15 protein-coding genes are annotated in these 21,463 nt (G+C 70.6%); 11 read left to right on the forward strand and 4 right to left on the reverse strand.

Annotated elements, in window-relative coordinates; genetic code table 11:
* Window positions 1-46: 46 nt before the first annotated feature.
* Window positions 47-337 carry a 30S ribosomal protein S6 gene (gene rpsF, locus ACFYNX_RS19620; protein WP_015034882.1) on the reverse strand — a complete coding sequence of 97 codons (291 nt, stop codon included), beginning with the start codon at window positions 335-337 and terminating at the stop codon, window positions 47-49.
* Between the two features lie 295 nt (window positions 338-632).
* On the opposite strand from rpsF, the gene ACFYNX_RS19625 reads away from it, so the two are divergent.
* From ACFYNX_RS19625 to ACFYNX_RS19635, 3 genes are all read left to right on the forward strand, one after another.
* Entirely contained in the window at window positions 633-947 is a 315-nt protein-coding gene (locus tag ACFYNX_RS19625) for a hypothetical protein (protein WP_388662834.1), read from the forward strand.
* Between the two features lie 205 nt (window positions 948-1,152).
* A complete protein-coding gene (locus tag ACFYNX_RS19630; RefSeq protein ID WP_125659756.1) occupies window positions 1,153-2,271 on the forward strand; it encodes a peptidoglycan bridge formation glycyltransferase FemA/FemB family protein in 1,119 nt (372 codons plus the stop codon).
* 127 nt (window positions 2,272-2,398) lie between these two features.
* Entirely contained in the window at window positions 2,399-3,430 is a 1,032-nt protein-coding gene (locus ACFYNX_RS19635; RefSeq protein ID WP_125659759.1) for an alanine racemase, read from the forward strand.
* A gap of 57 nt (window positions 3,431-3,487) precedes the next feature.
* Here the strand turns inward: ACFYNX_RS19635 and ACFYNX_RS19640 are convergent, their stop codons facing one another.
* Window positions 3,488-4,969: a glycosyltransferase family 87 protein gene (locus tag ACFYNX_RS19640; RefSeq protein WP_388662837.1), complete on the reverse strand. Its 1,482-nt coding sequence runs from the start codon at window positions 4,967-4,969 to the stop codon at window positions 3,488-3,490.
* Window positions 4,970-5,082: 113 nt separating this feature from the next.
* Window positions 5,083-7,845 (reverse strand): transglycosylase domain-containing protein, encoded by a 2,763-nt coding sequence (locus ACFYNX_RS19645; RefSeq protein ID WP_388662839.1) that lies wholly within the window; start codon window positions 7,843-7,845, stop codon window positions 5,083-5,085.
* Between the two features lie 367 nt (window positions 7,846-8,212).
* Here ACFYNX_RS19645 and ACFYNX_RS19650 point away from each other — a divergent pair, with 367 nt between their 5' ends.
* The 3 genes from ACFYNX_RS19650 to ACFYNX_RS19660 all read left to right on the forward strand — a co-directional run bounded on the left by ACFYNX_RS19650 (window position 8,213) and on the right by ACFYNX_RS19660 (window position 11,402).
* Complete coding sequence (locus tag ACFYNX_RS19650; RefSeq protein WP_125659770.1) at window positions 8,213-8,893, forward strand: PadR family transcriptional regulator; 681 nt, start codon at window positions 8,213-8,215, stop codon at window positions 8,891-8,893.
* 49 nt (window positions 8,894-8,942) lie between these two features.
* On the forward strand, window positions 8,943-10,025 hold the full coding sequence (locus tag ACFYNX_RS19655) for an inositol-3-phosphate synthase (protein WP_125659772.1): 1,083 nt from the start codon (window positions 8,943-8,945) through the stop codon (window positions 10,023-10,025).
* A 117-nt stretch (window positions 10,026-10,142) separates the two neighbouring features.
* Window positions 10,143-11,402: an MFS transporter gene (locus ACFYNX_RS19660; protein ID WP_388662842.1), complete on the forward strand. Its 1,260-nt coding sequence runs from the start codon at window positions 10,143-10,145 to the stop codon at window positions 11,400-11,402.
* 100 nt (window positions 11,403-11,502) lie between these two features.
* Here ACFYNX_RS19660 and ACFYNX_RS19665 read toward each other — a convergent pair whose 3' ends face one another.
* Window positions 11,503-12,969, reverse strand: coding sequence for a CCA tRNA nucleotidyltransferase (locus ACFYNX_RS19665; RefSeq protein ID WP_388662844.1), 1,467 nt, complete (start codon window positions 12,967-12,969; stop codon window positions 11,503-11,505).
* Between the two features lie 244 nt (window positions 12,970-13,213).
* Here ACFYNX_RS19665 and ACFYNX_RS19670 point away from each other — a divergent pair, with 244 nt between their 5' ends.
* The 5 genes from ACFYNX_RS19670 to ACFYNX_RS19690 all read left to right on the forward strand — a co-directional run bounded on the left by ACFYNX_RS19670 (window position 13,214) and on the right by ACFYNX_RS19690 (window position 21,461).
* The gene (locus ACFYNX_RS19670; protein ID WP_388662846.1) at window positions 13,214-15,649 is read left to right on the forward strand and encodes a DUF6049 family protein; all 2,436 of its coding nucleotides are present in this window, start codon (window positions 13,214-13,216) and stop codon (window positions 15,647-15,649) included.
* Between the two features lie 45 nt (window positions 15,650-15,694).
* Entirely contained in the window at window positions 15,695-17,971 is a 2,277-nt protein-coding gene (gene murJ / locus ACFYNX_RS19675) for a murein biosynthesis integral membrane protein MurJ (RefSeq protein WP_388662848.1), read from the forward strand.
* A gap of 117 nt (window positions 17,972-18,088) precedes the next feature.
* Complete coding sequence (locus ACFYNX_RS19680; protein WP_388662850.1) at window positions 18,089-19,780, forward strand: protein kinase family protein; 1,692 nt, start codon at window positions 18,089-18,091, stop codon at window positions 19,778-19,780.
* The gene (gene sigM, locus ACFYNX_RS19685) at window positions 19,777-20,511 is read left to right on the forward strand and encodes an RNA polymerase sigma factor SigM (RefSeq protein WP_388663401.1); all 735 of its coding nucleotides are present in this window, start codon (window positions 19,777-19,779) and stop codon (window positions 20,509-20,511) included. The genes ACFYNX_RS19680 and sigM overlap by 4 nt, the downstream gene beginning before the upstream one ends.
* Window positions 20,508-21,461: a hypothetical protein gene (locus tag ACFYNX_RS19690; protein WP_388662852.1), complete on the forward strand. Its 954-nt coding sequence runs from the start codon at window positions 20,508-20,510 to the stop codon at window positions 21,459-21,461. The genes sigM and ACFYNX_RS19690 overlap by 4 nt, the downstream gene beginning before the upstream one ends.
* The last annotated feature ends 2 nt before the right edge of the window (window positions 21,462-21,463 follow it).

A 21,463-nucleotide genomic window follows, 5' to 3' on the forward strand; every position in this document is an offset into this window, starting at 1 on the left:
GGCTGCTGTGTTGCTACTCGGACCCGATGACCTCTGAGCTAGAAGCTCAGTGGGTCTCGGGACGGAGGACCTTGGTCCGGAGGACCGACTCGTTCAGGTTGAGCTGTCGGTCGAGCTCCTTGACGACCGCAGGCTCGGCCTGCAGGTCGATGACCGAGTAGATGCCCTCGGGCTTCTTCTTGATCTCGTAGGCGAGACGACGACGGCCCCAGGTGTCGACCTTCTCGACCTTTCCGTTGCCCTCACGGACGACGGAGAGGAAGTTCTCGATCAGCGGGGAGACAGCGCGCTCCTCGAGATCGGGGTCGAGGATGACCATCACCTCGTAGTGACGCATGTGGAACCCACCTCCTTTGGACTCAGCGGCCACGGTCGTTCCGTGGCAGGAGGGTCGTGATGCGTGAACAACGGTATCCGCCACCACTGACAGTCCCCCTCGCCGAACGCGTCGGACGAGGGGCACCGCCGGGATCCCGGGAGGGACCTGGGCAGACACCGGTGCAGACCGTACAGCGTACCCGCACATGCGCTTCCGGTTGAAATTCCCTGGTGAAGGGACGCAATCTGTACACAACGGATGTGGGCGGCGCTACGATGCGCCGCCTTCCGGCAAGCACGCCAGGAGGTGCCCCATGGCCCAGGCAATGCGACGCGACCCCGGCCACTCCCTCTTCGCCACCGACGGCAAGCCGCACCCGCTCCAGGACGCCCTGGTCGGCGTGACGCTGGTCCTCGGTGCCCTCGCCTTCATCAGCGCCCAGTTCCACAGCCTCCACCTGCTCAGCTCCTGGGCGGGCCTGGTCGGCATCCTGACCGGCGGATACGGGCAGTTCATCTCCGCGACGACCCGCGAGCGCTTCCTCCTGATCATCGGACTCGGCGCCTCGGCGATCGGCTTCTACCTCGGCATGGCCCACGGCGGCCTCTTCACCGGCGTCATCAACTGACCCGGGCCCCCCGGGACGGCCGACCGGACCCCGCACCCCCCGATCGGCCCTGAGGCCGCCACCCGGTCTCGGGGCCGGTCGGGCGGGGTGCGCGGCACGTCAGGGCCCGTACAGACATACGGGGCGCTCCCCGGTCACAGTAGGCTTCGGCGCGAGAGCCGGAGCCCCTGACCGATGGGGACACACCTGCCGAGGAGCGCCCCGCATGAGCCTGACCCTGAGGACCATCAGCCGTGAGCAGCATCTGGGTTTCATCCAGAGCCAGCCCTCGGCGAGCCACTGCCAGGTTCCGGCGTGGGCCGATGTGAAGACCGAGTGGCGCTCGGAGAACCTCGGCTGGTTCGACAAGAACGGCGAGCTCGTCGGCGCCGGTCTGGTGCTCTACCGCCAGCTCCCGAAGATCAAGCGCTACCTGGCCTACCTGCCCGAGGGCCCGGTCATCAACTGGTACGCGCCCAACCTCGACGACTGGCTGCAGCCGATGCTGGCGCACCTCAAGCAGCAAGGCGCCTTCTCGGTGAAGATGGGCCCGCCGGTCGTCATCCGCCGCTGGGACTCGGCCGCCATCAAGTCCGGCATCCAGAACCCGGACGTCAAGCGCCTCAAGGACGTCGAGGCCAGCCACATCGAGCCGCGCGCCTTCGAGGTCGCGGACCGGCTGCGGAAGATGGGCTGGCAGCAGGGCGAGGACGGCGGCGCCGGCTTCGGCGACGTGCAGCCCCGCTACGTCTTCCAGGTCCCGCTCGCGAACCGCTCGCTCGACGACGTCCTCAAGGGCTTCAACCAGTTGTGGCGCCGCAACATCAAGAAGGCCGAGAAGGCCGGCGTCGAGGTCGTCCAGGGCGGCTACGAGGACCTGGCCGAGTGGCAGCGGCTGTACGAGATCACGGCCGTCCGCGACCACTTCCGGCCGCGCCCGCTCTCGTACTTCCAGCGCATGTGGACCGTCCTCAACAGCGAGGACCCCAACCGCATGCGGCTGTACTTCGCCCGCCACAACGGGGTGAACCTCTCCGCCGCGACCATGCTCGTCGTCGGCGGGCACGTCTGGTACTCCTACGGCGCCTCCGACAACATCGGGCGCGAGGTCCGGCCCTCGAACGCGATGCAGTGGCGGATGCTGCGCGACGCCTACGCGATGGGCGCGACCGTCTACGACCTGCGGGGCATCTCGGACTCCCTCGACGAGACCGACCACCTCTTCGGCCTCATTCAGTTCAAGGTCGGCACGGGCGGCGAGGCCGTCGAGTACGTCGGCGAGTGGGACTTCCCGCTCAACAAGCTGCTCCACAAGGCGCTCGACATGTACATGTCCCGACGCTGACCGGTCCGCGCGCGGCACCGCCCCAGGACGTGCCGCGCGCGGTTCCGTACCCTCGTAGACACCTGTCACCCGCAGACACCTGTCACTCCCGACACACCGCAGCCATCAGAAAGGTTCCGGGCCGGCCATGGCGCTCTCCCTGTACGTCGACACCGCTCGCTGGCGGGCGCACCAGAAGACGGTCATCGACCAGTTCCCCGGCCTGATCCCCGTCTGCAAGGGCAACGGCTACGGCTTCGGCCACGAGCGGCTCGCGGACGAGGCGGCCCGGTTCGGCGCCGACATGCTCGCCGTGGGCACCACGTACGAGGCCGCGAGGATCAAGGACTGGTTCAGCGGCGACCTGCTGGTCCTCACCCCCTTCCGCCGGGGCGAGGAGCCGGTGCCGCTGCCCGACCGGGTGGTGCGCTCCGTCTCCTCCGTGGACGGTGTCCACGCCCTGGTGGGCGCCCGCGTCGTGATCGAGTGCATGAGCTCGATGAAGCGGCACGGCGTGCGCGAGGAGGAGCTCCACCAGCTCCACGCCGCCATCGAGGACGTGCGCCTGGAGGGCTTCGCCCTCCACCTCCCGCTGGACCGCCCGGACGGCACCGACGCCGTCGAGGAGGTCATCTCCTGGATGGACCGGCTGCGCAACGCCCGGCTGCCGCTGCACACCATGTTCGTGAGCCACCTGCGGGCCGAGGAGCAGGCCCGGCTCCAGCAGCAGTTCCCGCAGACACGTTTCCGCGCCCGCATCGGCACCCGGCTCTGGCTGGGCGACCACGAGGCCACGGAGTACCGGGGCGCGGTCCTCGACGTGACCCGGGTCTCCAAGGGCGACCGGTTCGGCTACCGCCAGCAGAAGGCCGCGTCGGACGGCTGGCTGGTCGTCGTCGCCGGCGGCACCTCGCACGGCGTGGGCCTGGAGGCCCCCAAGGCGATGCACGGCGTCATGCCGCGCGCCAAGGGCGTGGCGCGGGCCGGCCTCGCCACCGTCAACCGGAACCTGTCGCCGTTCGTGTGGGCGGGCAAGCAGCGCTGGTTCGCCGAGCCGCCGCACATGCAGGTGTCGATCCTGTTCGTGCCCGCCGACGCCCAGGAGCCCCGGGTCGGCGACGAGCTCGTGGCGCACCTGCGCCACACCACGACGCAGTTCGACCGGATCGTCGAGCGCTGACCGTCCGGTCCGGGTCCGGGGCGCCACGCCCCCGGGCCCCGGGCCGGCCGTGACCGTTCAGCCCCTGAGTTCCCGCTCCCCGGAACCGGAACCGGAACCGTAAGCGGCGTGCCGGGCCGGGCGCGCCGCACCGCCCGCCACGAAGACGTCCTCCGCACCGTCCAGGACGCCCCCCGAGGGGTCGTCCGAACCGTCCTGCCGCACCGGATCCTTCCCCGGCGCCAGGACGTCGCGCACGACCAGCGCGCACAGGTACAGGGTGCCGAGCAGGTGCAGGACGATCGCGAACTGGTAGCCCTCCACCGGCAGGCCCTGCTTGTTGCCGCTGGTGGTGAACGCCAGGTACATCCAGATGCCCAGGAAGTACATGACCTCGCACGCCTGCCAGATCAGGAAGTCGCGCCAGCGCGGCCGGGCGAGGACCGCCAGCGGGACCAGCCACAGCACGTACTGCGGCGAGTAGACCTTGTTGACGAGGACGAACGCGGCGACGACCAGGAAGGCCAACTGGACGAAGCGGGGCCTGCGGGGGGCCGTGAACGCCAGGTAGGCGAGGCCGATCACGGCCATGCCCATCAGCAACAGCGCGTACAGGTTGGCCCGGTCCGGCGGGATCGAGGCGCCCGTGCGCTGGCCGACGAGCAGCCAGACCGAACCGAAGTCGACGTTCCGCTGCCGGCTGAAGAGGTAGAACTGCTTCCACCCCTCCGGCGCGAGCAGCATCACCGGCAGGTTCACGACCAGCCAGGACCCCGCGAAGCCGAGCACCGCGGCCCCGTACTCCCGCCACTTCCCGGCGCGGCAGCAGAGCAGCAGCAGCGGGAGGAGGAGCAGGACCGGGTAGAGCTTGGCGGCCGTGGCCAGGCCCAGCAGGATCCCGAAGGCCACCGGGCGGCTCCGCGCCCACATCAGGACGGCGGCGGCGGTCAGCGCGACGGCCAGCAGGTCCCAGTTGATCGTGGCCGTGAGCGCCACCGAGGGCGCCAGGGCGACCAGGAGGCCGTCCCAGGGGCGCCAGCGGTGCGTCCTGGCCACGCAGACCGCCAGGACGGCCGCGCAGACCATCAGCAGACCGGCGTTGGCCAGCCAGTACGCCTGCTCGCGCTCCGCCAGGTCGCCGCCGCCCGGCGTCAGCCAGGACGCGACCTCCATGAAGAGCCCGGTCAGGACGGGGTACTCCAGGAACGGTATGTCGCCGGTCAGCCGGTCGAAGTAGGGGACCAGGCCGTCCGCGAAGCCCCGTCCGGAGAACAGGTGCGGGATGTCCGAGTAGCAGGCGTGCGTGTACTGGGAGGTCGTCCCCCGGAACCAGGCCCAGTTGTAGCAGGGCAGCTTCTGCACCATGCCCAGGGCGAACATGCCGATGGCCACGAGGGCGATCACCCGTACCGGGGACGGCTTTCCGGTGCCGGGCAGCGCCCGGCGGCCGTAGGGGCCGCCGATCAGCTCGCTGCCCGCGGCGGCCACCTCGTCCCGGTGGGTGGGGATGACCGTCTGCGAGCGCTCCCGGGGCGCGCTCGTCTTCTGGAGGCTCGGCATGGGGGACATCCTGCCGTACGTCCCCGGGAAAACGGCGAGGGCCGCCGCGGCCGGCTCCGTACGAGAGGTACGGAACGGCCGCGACGGCCTCGAAGGAGTGTCCCCGGCGGGGGTCAGGGGACCCGGGACCCGTCGCCGGGCCTGTTCCCGTTCCCGCCCGGCCTGCCGCCGCCGTCGTCCGTCGGCGTGTCGGTCGGATCCGGCTCGTCGGTGTTCGTCGGCGTGCCCGTGGGCTCCCCGGTGTTGCCGCCCGGGTCGCCCGGGTGGTTGCAGTCCCAGTCCCAGATGTCACAGGTCGGCTTGTCCGACGTCGGCGACTTGGTCGGCGTGGGAGGAGTCGTCGGCGGGGTGGTCGGGGGAGTCGTCGACGGGGTGACGGACTCGGTCGGCGTCGGCGAGGGCGTCTTCGACTCGGTCACCGTCGGCGTCGGCGTCGGGCTCGACGCGCCGCCGCCGAAGACGGGCTCGGCGCCCTCCAGCTTCTCCGGCTTGGGGAACTTCACCTTCGGGTCGTTCTTGACGGCCTCGGACATGTAGTCCTGCCAGATCTCCGAGGGGAACGACGAACCGTGGATCGTGTCACGGCCACCGGTGCCGTACATCTTCTCGAACTTGCGGTCCTTCTTGGTGTCGTCGTCGTCGTAGCGGTACATGTCGATCGCCGTCGACAACTGCGCGGTGTAGCCCACGAACCACGCGGACCGGTTCTCGTCGGTCGTACCGGTCTTGCCGGCCACGGCGCGCCCGGGGAGACGGGCCTTCCTACCGGTGCCCTCGGGGTCGTCCACGACGTCCCGGAGGACGTCGGTGACGTTGTTGGCGATGGCCGCGCTGAAGGCCTGCTCGGGCTTCGCCTTGTGCTCGTGGACGGTCACGCCGTCCTTGACCACCTTCTGCACGGAGTAGGGGTCGTTCTGCTTGCCCTGGTTGGCGAAGGTCGAATAGGCGCCGGCCATGCGGATGGCGCTCGGGCTGGAGATGCCGAGGGAGAACGAGGGGACCTCGCCCTTCACGAGCGAACTCTCCAGCAGGCCGGACTTCACGGCGGCGTCGCGGACCCTGTCGATGCCGACGTCCATGCCGAGCTGCACGTAGGGCGAGTTGGCGGACTTGATCATGGCCCGGCGCAGCGAGATGCTGCCGTAGTCCTCCTGGCCGTCATTGGTCTGACGCCACTCCTTGCCCTCTTCGTTGTGCCAGATCTCGCCGTCGTACTTGCGGATCACCAGCCCGTTCTTGCCGGAGTAACGGCTCTTGTCCGGGTCGACGATCGTGCGGGTGGAGGCGTCCTGATCGGCACCCAGTTCCTTGTCCCGCACACCGTCCCTCATCGCGGCGGCGAGCACGAAGGGCTTGAACGTCGATCCGACCATGGCGCCGGTGGCGTCGGCGTTGTTGGTGAAGTGCTTGGTGGAGTCGACACCTCCGTAGAGGGCGACGATCGCCCCCGTGCCCGTGTCGACGGAGGCGCCACCGAACTGGACGTTCGTGTCCGTCCTGGGGCGCTCCTTGGGCTTGATGTTCTCCTTGATGACCTTCTGGACCGACTTCTCGAGCGCGGTCACCTTCTTCTTGTCGAAGGTCGTGTAGATCTGGTAGCCGCCGCGCTCCAGCTCCGCCTCGCCGAGGTCGAACTGGGTCTTGATGTTCGCCTTGGCGGTCCTGACGAGGTAACCGATCTGACCGGTCAGGTTGGCGCTCTGGCCGGGCTTCTGGATCTTGGGGAAGGTCGTGTACTTGGCCCGCTCCTCGGCCGAGATATGTCCGTCCTTCTGCATCTCGTCGAGAATCCACTTCCACCGCTTGGTGGCCCGCTCGGTGTTCTTCTCGGCGGTGGCGTTGGGGTCGATCTCGGGGTAGCCGGCCGGGTCGTAGTACGTCGCGCCCTTCAGCACCGAGGCGAGCAGAGCCGCCTGGCTGGGGTTGAGGTCGTCGGCGTCCGTGTTGAAGTAGGCCCGGGAGGCCGCCTGGATGCCGTAGGCACCGCGTCCGTAGTACGCGGTGTTCAGGTAGCCGGCCATGACCTTGTCCTTGTCGACCTCGTTGCCGACCTTCATGGCGATGAAGAATTCCTTCGCCTTGCGGGTGAGGGTCTGCGACTGGTCGTCGAGGAGGTTGTTCTTCACGTACTGCTGGGTGATCGTCGAACCGCCCTGGGTCTGGCCGCCCTTGGCCATGTTCCACACGGCGCGCGCGATGCCCATCGGGTCGATGCCGGAGTCGTCGCGGAAGGTCTTGTTCTCCGCGGAGATCACCGCGTTCTGGATGTGCTTCGAGATCTTCGGGAGCTGGACGATCTGGCGGTTGGCGCCGTCGCCCGTCGCGACCATGCGGGTGCCGTCGGCCCAGTAGTAGATGTTGTTCTGCGACCTCGCGGTGTCGGCTTCCTTGGGGATCTCCACCTGCGAGTACGCGTAGGCGGACACGCCCAACAAGCTCGCCACGAAGAACAGGAACGTGCCCGTCACGAGCCGCCACGAGGGCACCCAGCGGCGCCAGCCGCGCTTGTTGTGGCGCGGGTAGTCGATGAACCGCTTCTTGCCGGGACCGCGCCCCTCGGGACCGCCCCCGGGTCCGCGCCCCCCGCCACCGCCGCCACCGCGCCGGCCGCCGCCGGACCCGCCGGGACCGGAGCCGGCTCCCTTGCGGCGGCTGCCGCGCTGGGCGGCACGGCGGGCCTCCGCGCGTCCTCCGTAGGGACGCTCCTCCCCGCCGTGAGAAGAAGGAGGACCGTAGGAGGCCGAAGGGGCCCCCGTACCGACGTCCTGGACCGGGGCCGACCTGCGGCCCACCGGCTGCTGGGCAGCGCGCCGTGCCGCCGCGCGTCCACCCGTCGGTGGCTGCTGCTGCGGCGCTTTGCGACGATGCTCGCTCATCGAACGACTACTCCTCGGGCAGGCGAGTACGCCTGGAAGCGGCAGTTGAGTTCCGGTCCCCCCGAAATGCGCACGGCCGGGACCCATCGGAGGTCCCCCCGTACCGCAGCCGGTCACCCGCAGCACTGACGCCCCACGGCGTCGCTCGGTTCCCGGTGGTCTGCATCCGCACAGACTACGCACGGCCAAAAACCACCTGGAGCCGGACTTCACCCCAAATCAGGCAAGTCGACTGCCGTGAATCGAGGATGTGACGCCGGTCACGACGGGTCCACTTGTCGCCACAGAGCGGCCGTTCTATCGTGCTGATGTATCGAGCCGATACATCAGCACGGCATAAGGGCACCGGAAGCGGAGGAGGCGACGGATGAGCAGACGCTCCGGCATCCTCGAATTCGCCGTCCTCGGCCTGCTGCGCGAGGCGCCGATGCACGGATACGAGCTGCGGAAGCGGCTCAACACCTCGCTGGGCGTCTTCCGCGCCTTCAGCTACGGAACGCTGTACCCCTGCCTCAAGACGCTGGTCGCAAACGGCTGGTTGATCGAGGAACCGGGCAGCGCTCCCGAGGACACCCTCGCCGCGTCGCTCGCGGGGCGCCGGACCAAGATCGTCTACCGGCTGACCCCGGAAGGTAAGGAGCACTTCGAGGAGCTCCTCTCCCACACGGGGCCGGACTCCTGGGAGGACGAGCACTTCGCCGCCCGCTTCGCCTTCTTCGGGCAGACCGAGCGCGAGGTGCGGATGCGCGTCCTCGAAGGCCGCCGCAGCCGGCTGGAGGAGCGCCTGGAGAAGATGCGCGCCTCCCTGGCCCGGACGCGCGAGCGCCTCGACGACTACACGCTTGAGCTGCAGCGCCACGGCATGGAGTCCGTGGAGCGCGAAGTGCGCTGGCTGAACGAGCTCATCGAGAGCGAGCGGGCGGGGCGGGATCGGCGATCCGGCCCCGGAACCGCCGCTCTGCACGACAACGATTCTGGAGAAACGGGCGGCCTGCCCCGGCACGGGGGCAGTACCCGGCCGGATCCGTCCGACGACACCACCACGTGAGACCCCGCACACAGCAGGGCTTCACACGATCACACAGGGAGCAACCGGAATGGGTTCGGTTCGCGTAGCCATCGTCGGCGTGGGCAACTGCGCCGCCTCGCTGGTCCAGGGCGTCGAGTACTACAAGGACGCCGACCCGGCGACCAAGGTGCCCGGCCTGATGCACGTCCAGTTCGGCGACTACCACGTCGGTGACGTCGAGTTCGTCGCCGCCTTCGACGTCGACGCGAAGAAGGTCGGCCTCGACCTCTCCGACGCCATCGGCGCCAGCGAGAACAACACCATCAAGATCTGCGACGTCCCGAACGCGGGCGTCACGGTCCAGCGCGGCCACACCCTCGACGGTCTCGGCAAGTACTACCGCCAGACCATCGAGGAGTCCGCCGAGGAGCCGGTCGACGTCGTCCAGATCCTCAAGGACCGCCAGGTCGACGTCCTCGTCTGCTACCTGCCGGTGGGCTCCGAGGAGGCCGCGAAGTTCTACGCGCAGGCCGCCATCGACGCCAAGGTCGCCTTCGTCAACGCCCTCCCGGTCTTCATCGCCGGCACCAAGGAGTGGGCGGACAAGTTCACCGAGGCGGGCGTCCCGATCGTCGGCGACGACATCAAGTCGCAGGTCGGCGCGACCATCACGCACCGCGTGATGGCGAAGCTGTTCGAGGACCGCGGTGTCCGTCTCGAGCGCACCATGCAGCTCAACGTGGGCGGCAACATGGACTTCAAGAACATGCTGGAGCGCGAGCGCCTGGAGTCCAAGAAGATCTCCAAGACGCAGGCCGTCACCTCGCAGATCCCCGACCGCGAGCTGGGCGAGAAGAACGTCCACATCGGCCCGTCGGACTACGTGGCCTGGCTGGACGACCGCAAGTGGGCGTACGTGCGCCTCGAGGGCCGCGCCTTCGGTGACGTCCCGCTGAACCTGGAGTACAAGCTCGAGGTGTGGGACTCCCCGAACTCGGCCGGTGTCATCATCGACGCCCTGCGCGCCGCGAAGATCGCCAAGGACCGGGGCATCGGTGGCCCCATCCTCTCGGCTTCCTCGTACTTCATGAAGTCCCCGCCGGTGCAGTACTTCGACGACGAGGCCCTCGCCAACGTCGAGAAGTTCATCAAGGGCGAGGTCGAGCGCTGATCACGCCGCACGCTTGACGGCTGACGGCTGACGGCTGACGGCGGATCACGCCGCACGGCTGACGAGGAGGGCCCCGGGCACTGCCCGGGGCCCTCTTCGTGTGTGAGTCTTGCTGCCATGTCCGTCGTACGTGATCTGCGCGTACTCCTGCGCCTGACGAACTTCCGCCGCCTGCTCGCCGTCCGGCTGCTCTCCCAGTGCGCCGACGGCGTCTACCAGGTGGCCCTGGCCACGTACGTCGTCTTCTCCCCCGAGAAACAGACCTCCCCCACCGCGATCGCCTCCGCCATGGCGGTGCTCCTGCTCCCGTACTCGCTCGTGGGGCCCTTCGCCGGCGTGCTCCTCGACCGCTGGCAGCGCCGCCAGGTCTTCCTGTACGGGAACCTCCTGCGCGCCCTGCTCGCGTGCGGGACCGCGATGCTCGTCCTCGCCTCCGTACCCGACTGGCTCTTCTACGCCTCCGCGCTCTCCGTCACGGCCGTCAACCGCTTCGTCCTCGCGGGGCTCTCGGCCTCGCTCCCGCGCGTCGTCGACGACGAACGGCTGGTCGTGGCGAACGCGCTCTCCCCCACCGCCGGCACGCTCGCCGCGACCGTCGGCGGCGGTCTCGCCTTCGGCGTCAAGCTGCTCGCCGACGGTTCCGACGCCGCCGTGGTGGCCTTCGGCGCCGTCCTCTACCTCTGCGCCGCCCTCGCCTCCCTGCGGATGTCCCGGGAACTCCTCGGCCCCGATCCGGACCTCGTGCCCCAGCGCCTCGCCACGGCCCTGCGATCGACGGCGCGCGGCCTCGCCGAGGGGCTGCGCCACCTCACCGAGCGGCGTCCCGCCCTCCGGGCGCTCACCGCGGTGGGCCTCATGCGGTTCTGCTACGGCGCCCTGCTCGTCGCCGTGCTCATGCTCTGCCGCTACACCTGGAGCTCCACCGAGTCCGAGGGACTCGCCCTCCTCGGACTCGCCGTCGCCCTGTCGGGGGCGGGCTTCTTCGCCGCCGCGGTCCTCTCCCCGTGGGCGGTCCGCCGGTTCGGCCCCTTCGGCTGGATGACCGTGTGCACGGCGGCGGCGGCCGTGCTCGAACCGGCCCTCGGCCTGACCTTCGCCCCCGTGCCCTTCCTCGTCGCCGCCTTCCTCCTCGGGCTCATCACCCAGGGAGCCAAGATCGCGACGGACACGGTGGTGCAGACGTCGGTGGACGATGCCTACCGGGGCCGGATCTTCTCGCTCTACGACGTGCTGTTCAACGTCGCCTTCGTCGGCGCGGCCGGAGTCGCGGCCCTCATGCTGCCGCCCGACGGCCGCTCGGCCCCGCTGATCGTCCTGGTGGCCGTGATCTACGGGGCGACGGCCGTGGCTCTGCGCGGGGAACGTACGAAGGGGTGACGAAGGGGTGATGTTTCACGTGAAACACCACCCCTCGTCGAACGCCCGTCGGGTGGGCCGCTGTTTCACGTGAAACAGCGGCCCACCCGACGGGGACGGCTCAGCCCTGCGCCTCCCACCACTCCTTGAGCGCGGCGACGGCCTGGTCGTGCTCCATCGGACCGTTCTCCAGCCGGAGCTCAAGGAGGAACTTGTACGCCTGCCCGATGGCCGGGCCGGGACCGACGCCCAGGATCTCCTGGATCTGGTTGCCGTCGAGGTCGGGGCGGATCGCGTCCAGCTCCTCCTGCTCCTGGAGCTGGGCGATGCGGTCCTCCAGGCCGTCATAGGCGCGGGAGAGCGCGGCCGCCTTGCGCTTGTTGCGCGTGGTGCAGTCCGAGCGGGTCAGCTTGTGCAGCCGCGAGAGCAGCGGGCCGGCGTCCCGCACGTAGCGGCGCACGGCCGAGTCGGTCCACTCGCCGGTCCCGTACCCGTGGAAGCGGAGGTGCAGCTCCACGAGACGGGAGACGTCCTTGATCATCTCGTTGGAGTACTTGAGCGCGGTCATGCGCTTCTTGGCCATCTTCGCGCCCACGACTTCGTGGTGGTGGAAGGAGACCCGCCCGTCCTTCTCGAAGCGACGGGTCCGCGGCTTGCCGATGTCGTGCAGCAGGGCCGCGATGCGCAGCACCAGGTCGGGACCGTCCTCCTCCAGGTCGATCGCCTGGTCGAGCACGGTCAGCGAGTGCTCGTAGACGTCCTTGTGCCGGTGGTGCTCGTCGCTCTCCAGTCGCAGCGCCGGCAGCTCGGGCAGCACGTGGTCGGCGAGGCCGGTGTCCACGAGCAGGCCGAGGCCCTTCCGCGGGTGCACCGAGAGGAGGAGCTTGTTGAGCTCCTCACGGATGCGCTCGGCGGAGACGATCTCGATCCGGCCGGACATCTCCTTCATGGCCGCGACGACCTCGGGGGCGACCTCGAAGTCCAACTGGGCGGCGAACCGCGCGGCCCGCATCATGCGCAGCGGATCGTCGGAGAAGGACTCCTCCGGCGTGCCCGGCGTGCGCAGCACCCGGGCGGCCAGGTCCTCCAGACCTCCGTACGGGTCGACGAACTCCTTCTCGGGGAGGGCCACGGCCATGGCGTTGACGGTGAAGTCACGCCGGACGAGGTCCTCCTCGATCGAGTCGCCGTAGGAGACCTCGGGCTTGCGCGAGGTCCGGTCGTACGCCTCCGAACGGTACGTGGTGACCTCGATCTGGAAGCGCTGGACGGTGTCCCCGACGCGGGCGTCCTTCTGGCAGCCGACCGTCCCGAAGGCGATCCCGACCTCCCACACGGCGTCGGCCCACGGGCGGACGATCTTCAGCACGTCCTCGGGGCGGGCGTCGGTGGTGAAGTCCAGGTCGTTGCCGAGCCGGCCGAGCAGGGCGTCCCGTACCGAGCCACCGACCAGCGCAAGGCTGAACCCGGCCTCCTGGAAGCGGCGGGCGAGGTCGTCGGCGGCAGGGGACACGCGCAGCAGTTCGCTGACCGCGCGGCGTTGCACCTGACTCAGTGCAGTGGGGGTGTCTTCGTTGGCGTTCGGCACAACAGAAAAGGGTACGTGCCCCGGTCCACCGCGACGTCCTCGTTTTCCCGGGGCGGAACCTCCCGTCTCCGGGGCGCGGGGCCGCCCGTCCGTGTGCACCGGAGGCCGGTCGAAGATCGCCTGGAGCACTCCCCGGCACTTGCTCCCAGCGTGCCTCGTTACCATGCCTGGACACAGCAACCGGAAACCACCGCCAGCACGGGCACCACTGGCACCACAGACAACGACGAGGACGGGCGAAGGCGTGGCCGAGGCGGCAGACATCAAGGGGACCGGTCCCTCACCTGCCCGCCGATGGCTGCGGCGCACACTCACCGTCGCCGTCGGGGCGCCGCTCCTCGCCGGACTGCTCCAGGCACCGGTGGTCACCCCCTCCGCGGTCGCCGCTCCCTCGGCGACCACCGCCGAGGACGCCACCGGCTCGAAGACCGTCGACGTGTCGCTCGACACCCTGACCCCGAACACGCCGGTCGAGGGCGACACCGTCACCCTCACCGGCACGGTGACCAACCGGGGCAAGAGGACCGTCACCGACGCGTCCGTCGAACTGCGCGTCGGCCCCCGGATGACCAGCCGCAGCGAGATCGAGCAGGTGACGGGTCGCACGGGCTACCGGAGCGACAGCGATCCCGCTCCCGCGCAGGACGCCCCCACCGCCAAGATCCCCAAGCTGGGCGCCGGCCTCAGCGCGGAGTTCTCCCTCTCCGTCCCGGTCTCCGCCCTCGGGCTCGACGAGGCGGGCGTCTACCAGCTCGGCGTCTCCCTCAGCGGACAGACCTCGGACCGCCCCTACCCCCGGGTGCTCGGCATCGAGCGGACCTTCCTGCCGTACCAGCCCGAGGCCACCGAGAAGAAAACCCAGATCAGCTACCTCTGGCCGCTGATCTCCTCGGCCCACGTCTCGGCGGAGACGGCCACGGACGACCAGCAGACCCCGGTCTTCGAGGACGACGCCCTGGCGGCCGAGCTGCGTCCCGGCGGACGCCTCGACCAGATGGTCACGCTGGGCAAGGACCTGCCGGTCACCTGGGTGATCGATCCGGACCTCCTCGCCACGGTCGACGCCATGGCGAACGGCTACCGCGTCAAGGAAGGCTCCCTGCACGTTCCCGGCGCGAACAAGGAGCTCGCCGAGCGGTGGCTGGGCGCGCTGGAGAAGGCGGTGCAGGGGCACAAGGTCGTCGCCCTCCCCTTCGCCGACCCCGACCTCGCCTCCCTGGCCCACCACGGCAAGGACGTCCCCGGCTCCCTGGGGCACCTCCAGTCGGCGACCGCCCTCGCCGGAATGACGGTCGAGACCATCCTCCACGTACAGCCCTCCACCGACTTCGCCTGGCCCGTCGACGGGGCCGTCGACCCCGCCATCGTGTCGGTCGCGACCTCGGCCGGTGCCGACAAGGTGATCGCCCGCAGCGACAGCGTCCGCGACGACCTCTCCTACACGCCGTCGGCGGCCCGCCCCCTGGGCAACGGCAGCACCACGGCCGTGGTGAGCGACGCCCTGCTGTCCACCGCCTTCGAAGGGGACATGGTCCGCGCGGAGGGGTCCACGCTCGCCGTCCAGGAGTTCCTCTCCCAGACGCTCGCGATCACCCTGGAGCAGCCGGAGAAGCAGCGGAGCGTCGTGGTCGCCCCCCAGCGGGTGCCGACCGTCGCCCAGGCCCAGACCATGGCGGCCGCCCTGCGCGGCCTCTCCGGCCGGCGCTGGAGCCAGCCGAGCGACCTCGTCGCGGCGGCCACGGCCAAACCGGACCCGGACGCCTCCACCTCGGTGCCCGGCAGCGCGCGGTACCCGAAGAAGCTGCGCGACCAGGAGCTGCCGGTCCAGGCCTTCCGCGACATGAAGACCACCCGGGACGAGCTGAACGACTTCAAGGTCGTCCTGACGCTCCCGGACCGCGTCGTGACCCCGTTCGGCACCGCGATCAACCGCGAGATGTCGACCTCCTGGCGCGACCGGACCAGAGCGGCCACGATCTACCGCGGCAACGTCCTGGACTACCTGCAGGAGCTCACCAAGAGCATCCAGCTCGTCGACAAGTCGGACCTCACGCTCTCCGGCCGCAGCGCGACGATCCCCGTGACCGTCCAGAACAAGCTGGTCCAGGGCGTGGACCACCTGGTGCTGCGCCTGACCTCCAACAACAAGAACCGGTTGAAGATCAACGGCGACAGGATCGCCGAGCTGCCCGTGAAGGTCGGCGCCGGACACAACCAGTCGGTGAAGTTCGACGCCACGGCCGCCGTCAACGGCCAGGTTCCGGTGACGGCCCAGCTCTACACCGAGGACGGCACCCCCTACGGGAAGCCGATGTCGTTCATCGTGAAGGTCTCCGAGATCACCCCCACGGTGATGCTGGTGATCGCCGGCGGTGTCCTCCTGCTCGCCCTCGCCGGTGTGCGGATGTACACCCAGCGCAAGCGGCTGGCCGCCCAGACCGCCGAAGCCGAAACGAACGGAGCCGCCGACGCAGAGGCGCCCGGGGCCGAAGCGGCCGACGCCGAGGCGCCCGGAGAGGCGGAGAAGGCCGGAGAGCCGGAAGGTACCGGAGCGGACGGGCCGGGCGCGGAGCCGGGGGAGGGCGGCGCGGGCGGACCCGAGCAGCCGAGTGACCCGACACCGGACACCGGGCCCGAAAGCGGCGACCCGTCGGCCACGGGTGAGAAAGTGGACCGTTGAGCGATGTCGTGGCCGGTCGGCCGGGGACGATGAGGTGGGGTAACCATGAACGCGCCGTACGACGGTGACCGCGGCCAGGGCGCGGGCGGCACCGCGCCGTCCGGCGGGACGCCCGCGGCACCCTCGGGTCCCGGCCACCCGCCGGCACAGGACCCGCGGCAGGGTGACCCCGCACAGCACCCGCACGGGCAGGGCCCCTACGCGCAGGACCCGTACCAGCAGGGCGACCCCTATGCGCAGAACCCGTACGCCCAGGACCCCTCCGTCCAGGACCCGTACGTCCAGGACGCCTTCGCCCACGACCCGTACCGGGCGCAGGACCTCTCCGCGCAGGACCCGGTGACCGAGGCGCTCTACGACCGCGCCGCGCACCCGCCGCCGCCCCCCGGCACCTACCAGGACCCCCAGGCGCTCTACCAGCAGCCGGCCGCGCCCCCGTACGCCCCCGACCCCCGGGTGTGGGCGCAGACCCCGGCACCGGAGCCCGACGGCCCCTCGCGCCACCTGCCGTACGGCGACGACGCGCGCACGGTCCAGTTCACCGGCGTCGACGACCTGGTCACCCGGGCGAGCGAGGAGGCGCCCGAGCCGGACGCCTTCGCGCACCTCTACCGGGACCAGCAGGCGCCCGGCCAGGTGCCCCCGCCCGCCCCGGAGCCCGATCCGCTGCCCGCGCCCGCCCCCAAGAAGGCCGGACGCGCCTCCGGGCTGCTCAAGTCGAGCGCGGTGATGGCGGCCGGCACCCTGGTCTCCCGGCTGACCGGTTTCGTCCGCAGCCTGGTGATCACCGGCGCGCTCGGCGCGGCCCTGCTCGGCGACACCTTCACCATCGCCTACACCCTGCCGACGATGATCTACATCCTCACCGTCGGCGGCGGCCTCAACTCGGTCTTCGTCCCCCAGCTCGTCCGCGCGATGAAGAACGACGAGGACGGCGGCGAGGCCTTCGCCAACCGGCTGCTCACCCTGGTCATGGTGGCGCTCGGCGCTATCGTCGCCCTGGCCGTCTTCGCCGCGCCGCTGCTGATCCGGCTGATGTCGAACACCATCGCCGACGACGCGGCGGCCAACAGCGTGGCCGTGACCTTCGCCCGCTACTGCCTGCCCACGATCTTCTTCATGGGCGTGCACGTGGTGATGGGCCAGATCCTCAACGCCCGCGGCAAGTTCGGCGCGATGATGTGGACCCCGGTCCTCAACAACATCGTCATGATCGTCACCTTCGGCCTGTTCATCTGGGTCTACGGCACCTCCGCCGAGTCCCGGATGGGCGTGCAGACCATCCCGGACGAGGGCATCCGGCTGCTCGGCATCGGCACCCTGCTCGGCCTCGTCGTCCAGGCCCTGGCGATGATCCCGTACCTGCGCGAGACGGGCTTCCGCTTCCGGCCCCGCTTCGACTGGAAGGGCCACGGGCTCGGCAAGACGGTCAAGCTCGCCAAGTGGACCGTGCTCTTCGTCCTCGCCAACCAGGCGGGCGTCCTGGTGGTCACCCAGCTCGCCACCGCCGCCGGCGAGGAGTCCGGGAAGAACGGCGCGGGCTTCCTCGCCTACTCCAACGCCCAGCTCATCTGGGGCATGCCGCAGGCCATCATCACCGTCTCGGTCATGGCCGCCCTGCTGCCGCGGATCTCCCGCGCCGCCCACGACGGCGATCCCGGCGCCGTCCGCGACGACATCTCGCAGGGCCTGCGGAACTCGGCCGTCGCGATCGTCCCGGTCTCCTTCGCCTTCCTGGCGCTCGGCGTCCCGATGTGCACCCTGCTCTACGCCTCCAGCGGTGTCGAGGCCGCCCAGGGCATGGGCTTCATCCTGATGGCCTTCGGCCTCGGCCTGATCCCCTACTCCGTCCAGTACGTCGTGCTCCGCGGCTTCTACGCCTACGAGGACACCCGGACGCCCTTCTACAACACGGTCATCGTCGCCGCCGTCAACGCGGCCGCCTCGGCGGTCTGCTACGTCGTCCTGCCCGCCCAGTGGGCCGTCGTGGGCATGGCCGCCTCGTACGGTCTCGCCTACGCGGTCGGTGTCGGCGTCGCCTGGCGCCGGCTGCGCAGCCGGCTGGGCGGCGACCTGGACGGCACCCACGTGCTGCGGACCTACGCCCGGCTCTGCATGGCCTCCGTGCCCGCCGCGCTCGTCGCGGGCGCCGTCGGCTTCGGCCTCCTGAAGCTCCTGGGCGAGGGCGCGCTCGGCTCGCTCGTCGCCCTGGCCGTCGGCGGGGCCGTGCTCCTCGGCGTCTTCTTCGTCGCGGCCAAGCGCATGCGGATCGCGGAACTGAACACCCTGGTGGGCATGGTCCGCGGCCGTCTGGGACGCTGAACCGGAGGCTCCGCACAACCATCGACGGGGGCCGCGTGTCGTGCATAGCGTCCGACTGTGGGCACAATTGGCTTGGCTGTTGGATGTGGCGCAACGGATGGGGAGGCAGGAACGACGGTGGCGGAACGTAGCACGGCTGCCGTCGACGTGGCCGACAACAGCGGTGACGACCCGCTGACCGCCAAGGCGGGTACGGCCGCGACCGACGGGGTGGCGGAAGAACAGAAGAAGGCGGCTAAGACCGCCGAGGCCACGGAGAACAAGGCGGTCGAACGACAGGGCGGTGAACAGCCCTCCCTCACGGCTCCGGAACTGCACAGCGGCCACAAGCTGGCCAGGCGCTACCGGCTGGAGGAGTGCGTCACCCGTCTGGACGGCTTCAGCAGTTGGCGGGCCGTCGACGAGAAGCTCCGGCGTGCCGTCGGGGTCCACCTGCTGCCCGCCGACCACCCCCGGGCGCGTTCGGTCCTGGCCGCGGCCCGCTCCGCCGCCCTCCTCGGCGACCCCCGGTTCGTCCAGGTCCTCGACGCCGTCGAGGAGAACGACCTCGTGTACGTCGTGCACGAGTGGCTGCCCGACTCCGTCGAGCTGACCGCGCTGCTCGCGGCCGGCCCGCTGGACGCCCACGACGCCTACCAGCTCGTCAGCCAGGTCTCCCAGGCCATGGCCGCCGCCCACCGCGAGGGCCTCTCCCACCTCCGCCTCACCCCGAGCGCGGTCCTGCGCAGTTCCACCGGCCAGTACCGGATCCGCGGCCTCGCCGTGAACGCCGCCCTGCGCGGCATCACGGCCGAGCGCCCGCAGCGCACCGACACCGAGGCCATCGGCGCCCTGCTGTACGCGTCGCTCACCCAGCGGTGGCCGTACGAGAACGATGCCCACGGCCTCTCCGGGCTTCCCAAGGGCGTCGGGCTGCTTCCCCCCGACCAGGTCCGTGCCGGCGTCCACCGGGGCCTCTCCGAGATCGCCATGCGCGCCCTCGCCAACGACGGCGCCACCGCCTCGCGCCAGGAGCCGCCCTGCACCACCCCGGACGAGCTGGCCAGGGCCGTGTCCACGATGCCCCGCGTGAAGCCGCCGGAGCCCGAGTTCGCCGCCCCGCCCGAGTATCAGCGCACGACGTACCAGCAGGGCACGTACGGACGTCCGCAGCCGCACCCGGCGGCCACCCAGACGGTCGTCGTCCCGCCGCCCCCGCTCCAGAGCCGCACCGGCCGTGCGCTGAAGTGGACCGTCTCGGCCCTGCTGATCGCCGCCCTCGGCCTGGGAAGCTGGCAAATCGCCGACCGCCTCCTCGGCCCGAAGGACACCCCCAAGACCCCGGAGGCGACCCCCACGGTCGTCACCGACGAGAAGCCGGCGGCGCCCAAGCCGGTCTCCATCGAATCCGCGCACGACTTCGACCCGCTGGGCAACGGGGCGGAGAAGCCCCAAGCCATACCGAACGCCTACGACGGAGATCCCAGCACCTTCTGGCACACCGAGAACTACGCGACCGCCGACCTGGGCAAGCTCAAGTCCGGCGTGGGCCTCGTCCTCGACCTGGGCAAGGTCCAGAAGATCAGCTCGGTCGACCTGTCGTTCCTGGGAGATACCTCGGTGGAGCTGCGGACCGCGCCCGCGGACGCGGCGTCGGAGCCGGGCATGCCCGATCAGTTCCTCACCCGGGCGTCCAAGACCGGCAGCGACGTGACGCTGAAGCCCACCGGTCCCGTCACCACCCGCTACGTTCTGCTCTGGCTCACCGAGCTGCCCGCCAACGACGGGGGCTTCCGCGGCAAGCTGACGGAAATCAAGATCCTGGGCTGACGACCGCACAGGGAGGGGGCTCACCGTTGGACGATCCGATAGACGAGGCCACTGGCGACCGGGAACTCCTGGCCCGTCACGTCGCCGGGGATCCCGATGCCTTCGGTGAGCTGGTGCGGCGGCACCGGGACCGGCTGTGGGCGGTGGCCCTGCGGACCCTGGGGGACCGCGAGGAGGCCGCCGACGCCGTCCAGGACGCCCTGCTCTCGGCCTTCCGGGCCGCCCACACCTTCCGCGGCCAGTCGGCCGTCACGACCTGGCTCCACCGGATCACGGTGAACGCCTGCCTCGACCGGGCCCGCAAGACCGCCTCCCGCAGGACCTCGCCCGTCGACGACGACGACCGCTTCGAGCAGCTCCTCGGTCCCCACGAGTCCGCCGAGGCTCCCGTGGAGCGCCGGGACCTCCACCGCGAGGTCCTGGCCGCACTCGCCTCGATCCCCGCCGACCAGCGGGCCGCCCTCGTCCTCGTCGACATGCAGGGTTACCCCGTCGCGGAAGCGGCCCGTATCCTCGGCGTTCCCGCCGGGACCGTGAAGAGCCGCTGTGCCCGGGGCCGGGCGCGTCTCCTTCCGTTGGTCACTCATCTGCGTGCGGACACCGTGGGTAACGAGACCGCCGAAGGGGGAAGGAACCGGACGCCGGGGACATCCGTCCCACCGGTGCCGGGGCCGACGGACACCGAACCGACTGATCAAGCTGCTGTGAAGGGCGGAGGTGGGCGCACGTGACTTCCACGGCCGACAGGGCTGACACCACACAGCACCCGGACGTCTCGGAGATCTCCGACCTGGCCGAGGGGCTGCTCTCGCCGTCCCGTTCCGCGGCCGTGCGCCGGCACGTGGACGGCTGTCCCCTCTGCGCGGACGTGCGGTCCTCCCTGGAGGAGATCCGGAGCCTGCTCGGCACCCTGCCGGGGCCGCCCCGGATGCCCGTCGAGATCGCGGGCCGGATCGACGCCGCCCTCGCCGCCGAAGCACTCCTCGACGCCACCGCCCCCGGCAGCGACACACGCAACGACGGCGACAACGACAGCGACGTCCGTGTTTCACGTGAAACATCGCGCCCCTCCGTGGAGCCTTCTCCCTCTTCCTCCCCGGGCTCGGACCGTCCCGCCGGACACCCCCGCGCGGCCACCGGCCCCGGTCGCCCCCGGCGGCCCCGCCGCCGGATCGCCCTCTTCTCCACGATCGGCGCCGCCTTCGGTTCCGCGATCCTGGGGACGAGCCTGTACCTCAGCCAGGCGGGCGACATGGCCGGGGACGGTGTGGCGAACGGCGTGCGGAGGGCCGATGCCTCCGCCGAGGTCGCCGCGGCCCCCTTCTCCGGGTCTCCGGTCGAGGAGCGGGTCCAGGAGCTCCTGTCCAAGGACAGAACACTGAGGACTCCTCAGGGCATCGGTCCCGAATCGATGTCCTCCGACACCGGGACCGCGTCCCCCCGGCGGAGCGGCGGCGCCACCGTGCCGGCCTGCGTCCTCGCCGGCACCGGCCGCACCGATCCGGTGCTGGCCCACGAGCGGGGCGAGTACCGGGGGAAGTCCGCCTATCTGCTCGTCCTCACGGACCCCGCCGACACCGCGCACGTCCAGGCCTATGTGCTCGACGCCTCCTGTGCCGACCGGGCGGAGAACGGAAAGGCCGCCGAGGTGCTCCTCAGCAAGGCCTACCCCCGCTCCTGACC

The sequence above is a fragment of the Streptomyces sp. NPDC007872 genome (assembly GCF_042868165.1).
Lineage (GTDB): Bacteria > Actinomycetota > Actinomycetes > Streptomycetales > Streptomycetaceae > Streptomyces.